Annotated in this window: 9 protein-coding genes; 8 read left to right on the top strand and 1 reads right to left on the bottom strand. The window is 61.0% G+C overall.

Annotated features, from left to right (window positions below):
• The first annotated feature begins 162 nt into the window (after nt 1–162).
• Together HMPREF2781_RS09740 and HMPREF2781_RS09735 are read left to right on the top strand one after the other, a co-directional pair.
• On the top strand, nt 163–1,374 hold the full coding sequence (locus HMPREF2781_RS09740) for an IS1249 family transposase (RefSeq protein WP_083308557.1): 1,212 nt from the start codon (nt 163–165) through the stop codon (nt 1,372–1,374).
• Between the two features lie 342 nt (nt 1,375–1,716).
• Entirely contained in the window at nt 1,717–2,532 is an 816-nt protein-coding gene (locus tag HMPREF2781_RS09735; RefSeq protein ID WP_070645679.1) for an HAD family hydrolase, read from the top strand.
• Here the strand turns inward: HMPREF2781_RS09735 and HMPREF2781_RS09730 are convergent.
• Nucleotides 2,529–3,218: an oxidoreductase gene (locus HMPREF2781_RS09730; protein WP_070645677.1), complete on the bottom strand. Its 690-nt coding sequence runs from the start codon at nt 3,216–3,218 to the stop codon at nt 2,529–2,531. The two genes, HMPREF2781_RS09735 and HMPREF2781_RS09730, sit on opposite strands and share 4 nt — an antisense overlap.
• Nucleotides 3,219–3,322: 104 nt before the next feature.
• Between HMPREF2781_RS09730 and HMPREF2781_RS09725 the strand changes: the two genes are divergently transcribed.
• The 6 genes from HMPREF2781_RS09725 to HMPREF2781_RS09700 all read left to right on the top strand — a co-directional run bounded on the left by HMPREF2781_RS09725 (nt 3,323) and on the right by HMPREF2781_RS09700 (nt 10,429).
• Nucleotides 3,323–3,817 (top strand): phage holin family protein, encoded by a 495-nt coding sequence (locus tag HMPREF2781_RS09725; protein ID WP_070527749.1) that lies wholly within the window; start codon nt 3,323–3,325, stop codon nt 3,815–3,817.
• Nucleotides 3,818–3,906: 89 nt separating this feature from the next.
• The gene (locus tag HMPREF2781_RS09720; protein WP_070645675.1) at nt 3,907–4,809 is read left to right on the top strand and encodes an alpha/beta fold hydrolase; all 903 of its coding nucleotides are present in this window, start codon (nt 3,907–3,909) and stop codon (nt 4,807–4,809) included.
• A 222-nt stretch (nt 4,810–5,031) separates the two neighbouring features.
• Complete coding sequence (locus tag HMPREF2781_RS09715) at nt 5,032–6,627, top strand: peptide ABC transporter substrate-binding protein (RefSeq protein WP_070645673.1); 1,596 nt, start codon at nt 5,032–5,034, stop codon at nt 6,625–6,627.
• A 199-nt stretch (nt 6,628–6,826) separates the two neighbouring features.
• Nucleotides 6,827–7,753: an ABC transporter permease gene (locus HMPREF2781_RS09710; RefSeq protein ID WP_070444140.1), complete on the top strand. Its 927-nt coding sequence runs from the start codon at nt 6,827–6,829 to the stop codon at nt 7,751–7,753.
• The gene (locus HMPREF2781_RS09705; RefSeq protein WP_070645671.1) at nt 7,746–8,705 is read left to right on the top strand and encodes an ABC transporter permease; all 960 of its coding nucleotides are present in this window, start codon (nt 7,746–7,748) and stop codon (nt 8,703–8,705) included. The genes HMPREF2781_RS09710 and HMPREF2781_RS09705 overlap by 8 nt, the downstream gene beginning before the upstream one ends.
• Nucleotides 8,705–10,429, top strand: coding sequence for a dipeptide ABC transporter ATP-binding protein (locus HMPREF2781_RS09700; protein ID WP_070645669.1), 1,725 nt, complete (start codon nt 8,705–8,707; stop codon nt 10,427–10,429). The genes HMPREF2781_RS09705 and HMPREF2781_RS09700 overlap by 1 nt, the downstream gene beginning before the upstream one ends.
• Nucleotides 10,430–10,522 lie beyond the last annotated feature (93 nt).

The following is a 10,522-nucleotide window of genomic DNA, read 5'->3' as shown; positions in this document are numbered from 1 at the left end:
CATTTCGTGTGGATAAACCGATACGGATTCCCGGAACAGCCTGGGATAATGCGGTGATCTTGATTTTGGATCGGTTCCAACAGCCCGATCGATGAAATCAACACCGGATAGTCCTAGGTCTGTGATAGGAGGACTGCAGCTGGTGCGGTAAGGCCAATTCCTATGGCTAATAGGAATCGGCCGTCGTGTGACATGTGCGGCCACGGACTGGTTAAGAACGGCAAAACCGCGGCAGGAACCCAACGCTGGCTATGTCCTAACTGCAACGTTTCATCGATTAATACCCGCGCACACGCCAGCGAGATACGGCACTTCAAAATCTTTATTGACTGGATTCTTTCCGGCGAATCCGCAGACCATTTAGCCAAACGCCTTGGGGTAACAAGGCGCACGTTGACCCGGTGGTTCAAGCTGCTGTGGTTTATCACCGTGCCCACGTCTACTGACCCCTATCGGGTTTATGACCAGATCTTTATCGACGGCACCTACTTTCACAAGAAATGCCTGCTTGTAGCCTGCACCGACACACACGTCATCGCCTGGCACTGGTGCCTGCGTGAAAGCTCATACGAGTACCTGAAACTGCTCGACAAAATCGCGCAACCACTCATCGTCACCACCGACGGGGCAGGCGGAGCCCTCAAGGCACTGCGCACTAAATGGCCCGACGTGAGAATCCAGCGCTGCCTAGTTCACGTCCAGCGCAACACTTTTGCTGATATCAGCCGCAACCCGATTCACCCAGCGCATAAAGCAATCCGGAAACTGGGCTACATGCTCGTCCAAGTACGCAATCCCGACGATGCTGCGCGGTTTACAGCTGCAGTCCACCACACCCGCATCACCTTTGCTGATTGGCTTAAACAGCGCACCTACCGCAGTGCTATACCAGCAGGCCAAGTACCGAAATGGGTCAGCGCTAACCAGAAATGGTGGTACACCCACCGCAACGCCCGCAGGGCTCTAAAACGGCTAGAAAAGCTCATCCACGCCGGACAATTATTTACCTTCCTTGACCCGCCTGAAGGCGTCACGCAAGACTTAAAAGCCACCACAAACTTGCTGGAAGGCGGCATCAACAAACAACTCAAAGACTTAGCCGGAAACCATCGTGGCATGTTCGATGAGCACCAGCGCATCACCATGGACTGGTGGCTCTACACCCATACCGAAGACCCGGTAGCGCCGCTGGAGTTAGCCAAGCAACAAGACTTCGGACGCCAAGGAGAAAAAGCCGCACGCGCAGCCTGGGCACAAGAAGAACGTAAACGCCGCGGCCACCCAGACGGGCGACCTGCCGCATTCGATACCCACATCGACAACGAATGGAACCCCAGCTTAGGCATAAGAAAAGGCTGGGCCGGACGCTCCTAAATCCACACGAAATGTCCCTTAGCGCGACACGCCGCAAATCCACACGAAATGTCCCTTAAGCCGACTGGGGGCATGTTGGCTTAAAAGAAAAAGGTGATGGCCCGCGCCTCGGGGGGGTGTGCGCGGGCCATCGGTAACCCGGCATCGGGGGGTGCGCCGGGGCAGGCCGCACTGTATATCGGGGCCTTGCACATGACATTATGGCACGCGAACCAAGAGATGACAACAGCGAAATCCAACATTCCTTGAGTTTTCTGGCAATATGTTTGCGCACTCCCGATTCTTCCTGCTAAGAGGCTACGATGAGCAGGGTAACTCGCACACAGACGGCAGGCCTTCTCGATGACCGGTACCTCTTTTCCCACTGACGGCGCCACCCGCGCGGCCGCGTTCTTCGACTTGGACAAAACGATCATTGCCACATCCTCTGCCTATGCCTTCGGCCGCGAGTTCATGCACAACGGGCTCATTACCCATGCCGAGGCACTGCAGCTGTCTTTAGCCAAAGCCAGCTATATGCTCGCCGGGCACAGCAGTGAGCATATGGACACCACCCGGGATCAGCTCGCCGCCATGGCCGCCGGTTGGTCCGTTCAGGAAGTCCACGACATCGCGGTGGAGACCATGCATTCAGTAGTCACCCCCGCCATTTATGCGGAGGCACGCGCGCTTATCGACGCCCACCGCGCCGCCGGCCACGAGGTGGTGATCATCTCGGCGTCGGCAAGCGTGCTGGTCGAGCCCATCGCACAGGAGCTGGGCATCGAGCACGTCGTGGCCACCGAGCTCGCCGAGGAAGACGGCCGGTTCACCGGGGAAATCCTGTTTTATTGCAAAGGTGCCGCAAAAGCCGAGGCATTGGCGCGCATTGCTCAGGATCTCAACGTCGACCCCGACGTATCTTTTGCTTACTCCGATTCAGCAACGGATATCCCCATGCTGGAGCAGGTCGGCCACCCCGTTGCCGTGAACCCAGACCGCTTATTGAAGAAGCATGCCCTTGCCCATGACTGGGAAATCCGCACGTTTAAGCACCCCGTTCCGCTCTTCACCGCGCCCAGCGCCCGCGAGTTCGGTATCGGCTCAGCGGTCGTGGCCGGCATAGCGGCCCTCGTGGTCGGCGGTGTTTTCTTTGCGCGGCAGCAGCTGCGCGACTAGGCCGCTTGCGCGATGCCATCGGCTTCGCGGGCGCCGGCTTCCCAGGCGTCGAAAAGCAGCGTGATAAGTGCCGCCGGATCCTTGTCATAAGCGTCCAGTGCCGCACGGTAATCCGCGCGATGCCGGTTGAGGTAGGTCTCGGGCACGGCAAAACCCCGCGGATCGAAGCCCGTATGGATGGCGGCGGTGCGCGCGGCGACGAGCGCCACGACGGTACTGCGCGCGCCGAAGAGCGAGCGCGCAGCGATCTCCGCGTGCAGCACCACCGGTAACAAGCGGTCGAAATCCACACCGGTTCCGCGCGTGATGAGCTGTGCTAGCGCCTGCGCCACCGCCGGGTTCTGATCAGGGTGGCCCGCGCCACCCGCCGCAACATCAATGCTGGCCAGGATCTGCAGCGGGGCCCGCGCGAAGGTGCGCACGGTAGCAGCCTGTTTTTCGGGGGCAAGGAGGGAATAAGCGCTGACCGCGGGCGGGATACCGTCAGCCTCAAGCGGCGCACCGTCGATCGCCGCGGCCGCCCGCGCACCGCGCAAGAGCGACTCTGAAGAAATGACGTCGAACTTGCGCAAGCCCGCGGGCCGGCGGTGCACGCGCGCTAACGCTGAGGCGGCAGAAGCAGCTTTATCCTTCACCCCAGAAAGGGCCATCAGCGGGGTCAGCGGGTCAGAATGCGGCATACCCATTACAATAACGCCGTACCCACTTTGCGGGCCGCACCACATGAACGCTGGAAAGTTCATTACTATGGCCGATATAGATTGCGACAAAACAGTAGGAGTATTTAACCGTGAGCAACGACGGACTATTCACTGACGGGTCCAACAAGTTCGCCCCGAAGGTAGACGGCATTCCCTTGAGCGATGCGGATACCTCCCGCCGTGGCGAAGCATCCATCGGCCAGCTCGTATCCAACGCCACCGAGCAGATGTCCCAGCTGGTTCGCTCCGAGGTCGAGCTGGCCAAGACCGAGCTCGCTGCTTCTGCCAAGAAGGGCGGCATCGGCGCGGGCATGTTCGGCGTGGCCGGCACCGTGGCGCTGTACAGCTCCTTCTTCTTTTTCTTCTTCCTGGCGGAGCTGCTCGCCGTGTGGCTCGACCGCTGGGCTGCCTTCCTGATTGTCTTCCTCATCATGGTCGTCCTAGCCGCCGTCGTGGCCTTCATCGGCTTCAAGCAGGTCAAGCAGGTCAAGGCCCCGGAGAAGACCATCGAGTCCACGAAGGAACTCAAGAAGCTGGTACCGGGTAAGGCTGAGAAGTCCATCGAGCGTGGCCTCTACACCTAAACCTTTAAGGTCCTTTTCAATCTCCCGCCCCGAGCACATGCGTTCGGGGCGGATTTCTTCTGTGCACCCTTCCCATGAAAGGCCCGCCTATGAATCCCCTACCGCCCTCCGTAGTGGAGCTTGACGGCCCCTTTGAGCACGAGTTCCTGCACACGCGCGGCATCCGCCTGCACGCCGCTACCGCTGGCGACCCGGAGAACCCGTTGGTGCTGCTGCTCCATGGTTCCTTTGGTGGGTGGTTCGACTTCCGGAATGTGATTGCCCCGCTTGCCGACGCCGGCTTCCACGTCGCCGCCCTCGACATGCGCGGTTTTGGCATGTCCGATAAACCACCGCTCGAACCCGGCCAAGATATCCGCGTGGCGGTTGGCGATGTCAGCGGTGCCATCCGCGCATTAGGCCACGATGACGCCTACCTGGTTGGCGCGGATACCGGTGGTGCGGTGGCCTGGGCGCTGGCTACCGAGCGGCCTGAGCGGGTACGCGGGCTGGTTTCTGTTTCGGCAGCACACCCGGCTGATTTACGCCGCGCCATCGCCGCACGCCCCTGGGATTTTGGGTGGGTTCTCCTGCGCGCAGCATTGTGCCGCCTGGGAAAAATTGGCGCTCCGAGCCTCCTGCTGAGAGAGTCCACTTACCTCCGGGAGATGGATCTCGACGCCCTCGGATCCTTCAGCGGCGCCGAGCGCGAGGAAGCCCTGCGCCTGCGCGTGACTTCTTCCCGCATTGGCAACGTCCGCCGGGGAATCACCTGGAACCACCGACTTCGTACCGCCGTGGTTCCGCTGAGTTGGCTTGAGCTCACCGTGCAGTGCCCGACGCTGTTCATCCACGCCGATCAGATGCTGTGGCGGCCGGTGGCGCGGCGGGCGGCGCGGCGCTGCCGTGGGGACTTCACCGCCACCACTATCCCCAATGCAAAGAACCTGCCCTATCTTGAGAACCCGCATGGCTTCGCCCAAACCATCATCCAATGGCTGCGAGATAGGTAACATTCAGCACCTCTCCGTGCCCCACCCCTCTCAGGGGGATGGGGCTTTTTTAATTCTTTGATAAAAGCGCAGGTTAAAGACAAATACCTACCAATCTATAGCTTTTATCACAGGGCATATTTTTCAATTCCTTGTATATGAGACGCGCCACGCGGTAGCTTCATATAAAACCAACACCACAGGTTTTCTACATCTTTCGCACCACGGAGGTCTAAGCCCCACATGACGCTCAAGAAGACGCTCGCTGCTCTCTCTGTCGCTACCCTGCCGCTCACCCTCGCGGCTTGTGGTGGCGACAACTCCGGTTCGGACTCTGCTTCCGGCTCCGGCGATGGCATCGTCACCGTCAACGGCTCCGAGCCGCAGAACCCGCTCATCCCGGCCAACACCAATGAGACCGGCGGCGGACGTATCGTCGATTCCATCTACGCCGGCCTGGTCTACTACGACGGTGACGGCGAAGCTCAGAACGAGCTGGCTGAATCCATCGAGCCGAATGACGACAACACCGAGTTCACCGTCAAGCTCAAGGAGTCTAAGTTCTCCGACGGCTCCCCGGTCACCGCGAAGAACTTCGTGGACGCCTGGAACTACGCCGTGGCCAACGACCAGCTCAACGCTTCCTTCTTTGCCAACATCAAGGGCTTCGAGGAAGGAGTCGAAAAGATGGAGGGCCTCAAGGTCGTCGATGACCTCACCTTCACCATCGCTCTGAACAGCCCGGAGCAGGACTTCCCGGCACAGTTGGGTTACTCCGCGTTCTACCCGCTGCACGAGTCTGCCCTGGAGGATATGGACGCCTTCGGCCAGAACCCGATTGGTAACGGTCCGTACAAGCTGACCGAGTGGAACCACAACCAGGACGCCACCGTCGTTCCGAATGAGGAGTACAAGGGTGGCCAGACCCCGCAGAATGACGGCATCAAGTTCGTCTTCTACGCCTCCCAGGACGCCGCTTACGCCGATCTGCTCTCGGGCAACCTCGACGTTCTCGACGCCGTTCCGGACTCCGCTTTCGACGTCTACGAGGCCGACCTCGGCGACCGTGCAGTGAACCAGCCGACTGCTATCTTCCAGTCCTTCACCTTGGGCGAGAACCTCGAGCACTACTCCGGTGAAGAAGGTGTGCTGCGCCGCCAGGCTATCTCCTACGCCATCAACCGCGAGGAGATCACCGATACCATCTTCAAGGGCACCCGCACCCCGGCCAAGGACTTCACCTCCCCGGTTATGCCGGGCTACTCCGAGGACATCAAGGGCAACGAAGTCCTTGAGTACGATCCGGAGAAGGCCAAGGAACTGTGGGCTGAGGCCGACAGGCTCAACAAGTGGGATAACCCGAGCCTGGAGATTGCCTACAACTCCGACGGTGGCCACAAGAGCTGGGTGGATGCCACCACCAACTCCATCAAGAACACCCTCGGCATCGAGGCTGTTGGCGCACCGTACCCGGACTTCAAGTCCCTGCGCGATGAGGTGACCAACCGCACCATCAAGACCGCCTTCCGCACCGGCTGGCAGGCGGACTACCCGAGCCAGGCCAACTTCCTGGCCCCGCTGTACAAGACGAACGGTTCCTCCAACGACGGTGACTACACCAACCCGGAGTTTGACAAGCTTCTCGACGAAGCCCTGACCTCCACCTCTGAGGAAGACGCCATCAAGAAGTACACCGAGGCCCAGGAAGTCCTGTTCAAGGACCTGCCGGCTATCCCGCTGTGGTACTCCAACGCCACCGGTGGCTACTCCGAGAACGTCGACAACGTCGTCTTCTCCTGGAAGTCCCAGCCGGTGTACTACAACATCACCAAGAAGTAACGCCACCCCTGGCCACTTCGCACGACCCCCGCAACCTCCATGGAGCGGGGGTCGCCCCGCGTTTTCACCCCCAAAGTGTGATTAGAAACGCGCTATAGATTTCTCGAAGCGTGGGATCACACATTAGAATTCTCGTAAGCTATGCCCCGCGTCCCGACGCTGGCAAGCACCTGCCCCACAACGAGTAAAGGACCACACTATGCTGCGCTATATCGGGCGCCGAGTGCTCCAGATGATTCCGGTGTTCTTCGGAGCTACCTTGCTCATCTATGCGCTCGTCTTCTTGATGCCCGGCGATCCTGTCGAAGCCCTTGGCGGTGACCGCGGCCTTACCGAGGCTGCCCGTGCCCGCATCGAGGCGGAATACAACCTCGACAAGCCGTTCATCATTCAGTATCTGCTCTATATCAAGGGCATCTTCATGCTGGACTTCGGTACGACCTTCTCCGGGGTTCCCGTAACCCAGGTGATGGCTAACGCCTTCCCGGTTACTGTGAAGCTGACCGTCATGGCCATTATCTTTGAGTCCGCCTTCGGCATCCTCTTCGGTGTCTTCGCCGGCATGCGCCGCGGGGGCTTCTTCGATTCCACCGTGCTGGTCATCTCCCTGCTCGTCATCGCGGTGCCTTCCTTCGTCATCGGCTTTGTCTTCCAGTACCTCGTGGGCATTAAGTGGGGCGTCTTGCCGGTTACCGTCGGCGCTAACGCCACAGTGAAGTCTCTCCTCATGCCGGCCATGGTGCTCGGCGCGCTCTCCTTGGCGTACGTCATCCGCCTGACCCGCCAGTCCGTGGCGGAGAACCTGCGCGCCGACTACGTGCGCACCGCCCGCGCCAAGGGTCTGTCCAACGGCGCGGTGACCCGCCGCCACGTGCTGCGCAATTCGCTGATTCCCGTGGCCACCTTCATCGGCGCCGACATCGGTGCGCTCATGACCGGCGCCATCGTGACCGAGGGCATCTTTGGCATCAACGGCGTCGGCGGCACCATGTACCAGGCCATTCTGCGTGGTGAGCCGACCACAATCGTCTCCTTCACCACCGTGCTGGTGATCATCTACATCATCGCCAACCTGCTCGTTGACCTCCTGTACGCCGTACTTGATCCGAGGATCCGCTATGCCTAATTTCGAGAAAACCACTCCCTACCCGGGCCAAGAGCACTTCGTCTCGGAAACCGATGAAACGGGTCTCGGCGCGGTCGATGCCGTCAAGGACGAGTCCGCGCCTTCCTCCCAGTGGGGGGAGGCATGGCGCTACCTGCGCCGTCGCCCACTGTTCTGGATTGCGGCCGTGATGATTCTCGTGGCCATCCTCCTAGCCATCGCACCGGGTCTTTTCACTAGCACCGACCCGCGCCTATGCGAGCTGTCCAAGTCCCTCTCCCCCGCCGAGCCAGGCCACCCCTTCGGCTTCAACCGCCAAGGCTGTGACATCTACGCCCGCGTGATTTACGGTGCGCGCGCGTCGGTAGCCGTCGGCGTCCTCACCACGCTGCTCGTCGTAGTGCTTGGTTCAATGATCGGTGCTATCGCCGGCTTCTTCGGCGGCTGGATCGACTCTGTTCTCTCCCGCATCACCGACATCTTCTTCGCCATCCCGCTGGTGCTCGCCGCCATCGTGGTCATGCAGATGTTCAAGGAGCACCGCACCATCGTCACGGTGGTCTTGGTGCTCGGCCTCTTCGGCTGGGTCTCCATTGCCCGCATCACGCGCGGCGCGGTGGTCTCCATCAAGAACGAGGAATTCGTGCAATCCGCGCGCTCCATCGGTGCGTCGAGCTGGCGCATCTTGTTCAGCCACATCCTGCCGAATGCGGCCGCGCCCATCATCTCCTACGCCACCGTGGCGCTGGGCACCTACATCGTCGCGGAAGCCACCTTGTCCTTCCTGGGCATCGGCCTGCCGCCGACGTTTGTGTCCTGGGGCGGAGACATCTCTGACGCGCAGGCTTCCCTCCGCGTCGCTCCGGCAGTCCTGTTCTACCCGGCGGGTGCTTTGGGCCTGACCGTGTTGAGCTTCATCATGATGGGTGACGTCGTCCGCGATGCACTCGATCCGAAGGCGAGGAAGCGTTAATGACTAAGCCACTTCTTGAAATGAAGGACGTCCATATCTCCTTCACCACCTCCACCGGTGTGGTTGAGGCAGTGCGTGGCGTCAACATGTCCATCTACCCTGGCCAGTCCGTGGCCATCGTGGGCGAGTCCGGTTCCGGTAAGTCCACCACGGCGATGTCCATCCTCGGCTTGCTACCGGGCACCGGCAAGGTTACCGGCGGCCAGATCCTTTTTGAGGGCGAGGACATCACTCACTACAACAACAAGCAATTCGAATCGCTGCGCGGTGACAAGATTGGCCTGGTCCCGCAGGATCCGATGTCCAACCTCAACCCAGTGTGGCGCATCGGCACGCAGGTTGAGGAGTCTCTCAAGGCCAACCACGTGGTGGAGGGTTCCAAGCGCCACGAACGCGTGGTGGAGCTTCTGGAGGAAGCCGGGCTTCCCGACGCCGAACGCCGCGCCAAGCAGTACCCCCACGAGTTCTCTGGAGGTATGCGCCAGCGCGCTCTCATCGCGATTGGCCTGGCCGCACGCCCGAAGTTGCTCATCGCCGACGAGCCCACCTCCGCCCTCGACGTGACGGTGCAGAAAACCATCCTGGATCACCTAGAGCACCTCACCGAGGAGCTGGGTAACGCGGTGCTCTTCATTACCCACGACCTCGGTCTGGCGGCCGAGCGCGCGGAGCACCTCATCGTGATGCACCGCGGCCGCATCGTCGAGTCGGGCCCCTCGCGAGAGATTCTGCGCTCCCCGCAGCACCCCTACACGCGCCGGCTTGTCGACGCCGCCCCCTCCCTCGCCTCCTCCCGCATCCGCGCGGCCAAGGAAGCTGGTGTGGAGGCCAAGGAGCTGAAGTCGGGTGAGGCGATCGGCGCCGCCTCCGAGTCTGGTTCCACCGCTGCAGATTCCGCTGCAGGTTCATCTTCCGCGGCTCAGGCCCCGGTCATCTCGGTTCGTAACCTCACCAAGGAATTCGATATCCGCGGCCAGCGCGGCGGCAAGAAGCTGCTAAAGGCCGTCGATGATGTCTCCTTCGACATCCGCCGCGGCACCACCCTTGCGCTGGTGGGCGAGTCCGGTTCCGGCAAGTCCACGGTGGCCAACATGGTGTTGGGTCTTTTGGAGCCGACCTCCGGCACCATCGAGTTTGAAGGCCGCGATACCTCGACGCTGTCGAAGAAGGAGCTCTTCAAACTCCGCCGCAAGATGCAGGTGGTCTTCCAGAATCCCTATGGTTCGCTGGATCCGATGTACTCGATTTATAAGTGCATCGAGGAACCTATGGCCCTGCACAAGGTGGGCTCGCGCAAGGAACGTGAGGCCCGCGTGGCCGAGCTTCTCGACATGGTCTCCATGCCCCGCTCCGCCATGCGCCGCTACCCCAACGAGCTTTCCGGCGGCCAGCGCCAGCGTATCGCCATTGCCCGCGCGCTGGCTCTTCGCCCGGAGGTCATCGTCCTCGATGAGGCTGTCTCCGCCCTCGACGTGCTGGTGCAGAACCAGATCATCCAGCTCCTCGCGGAGCTGCAGTCGGAGCTCAGCCTGTCGTATCTCTTCATCACTCACGACCTCGCGGTGGTCCGCCAGACCGCCGACGACGTAGTGGTCATGAAGAAGGGACAGGCCGTCGAACAGGGCACCGCCGACGATATCTTCGAAAACGCCCAGCAGGAGTACACCCGCAACCTCATCAACTCGGTTCCGGGCATGCACCTAGAAATCGGCACCGGCCACTAGCTCACGCACCACCCACGCCGACTGACCCGTCAACCGTCTTCCGGTTAGCGGGTCTCATCCTTTAAGAGCTAAAGGGCCCGCTGCTCCCGCTGT

The organism is Corynebacterium sp. HMSC062A03 (assembly GCF_001811145.1).
GTDB classification, from domain to species: domain Bacteria; phylum Actinomycetota; class Actinomycetes; order Mycobacteriales; family Mycobacteriaceae; genus Corynebacterium; species Corynebacterium aurimucosum.
Note: the sequence above shows the minus strand (reverse complement) of the source record. Positions and strands in the feature narration are given on the sequence as shown.

What these genes read in the sequence shown, in the direction of transcription:
- HMPREF2781_RS09730 (WP_070645677.1), bottom strand. Translation starts at nt 3,218, where the DNA reads ATGGGTATGCCGCATTCTGACCCGCTGACCCCGCTGATGGCCCTTTCT.
- HMPREF2781_RS09720 (WP_070645675.1), top strand. Translation starts at nt 3,907, where the DNA reads ATGAATCCCCTACCGCCCTCCGTAGTGGAGCTTGACGGCCCCTTTGAG.
- HMPREF2781_RS09735 (WP_070645679.1), top strand. Translation starts at nt 1,717, where the DNA reads ATGACCGGTACCTCTTTTCCCACTGACGGCGCCACCCGCGCGGCCGCG.
- HMPREF2781_RS09705 (WP_070645671.1), top strand. Translation starts at nt 7,746, where the DNA reads ATGCCTAATTTCGAGAAAACCACTCCCTACCCGGGCCAAGAGCACTTC.
- HMPREF2781_RS09740 (WP_083308557.1), top strand. Translation starts at nt 163, where the DNA reads ATGGCTAATAGGAATCGGCCGTCGTGTGACATGTGCGGCCACGGACTG.
- HMPREF2781_RS09710 (WP_070444140.1), top strand. Translation starts at nt 6,827, where the DNA reads ATGCTGCGCTATATCGGGCGCCGAGTGCTCCAGATGATTCCGGTGTTC.
- HMPREF2781_RS09715 (WP_070645673.1), top strand. Translation starts at nt 5,032, where the DNA reads ATGACGCTCAAGAAGACGCTCGCTGCTCTCTCTGTCGCTACCCTGCCG.
- HMPREF2781_RS09700 (WP_070645669.1), top strand. Translation starts at nt 8,705, where the DNA reads ATGACTAAGCCACTTCTTGAAATGAAGGACGTCCATATCTCCTTCACC.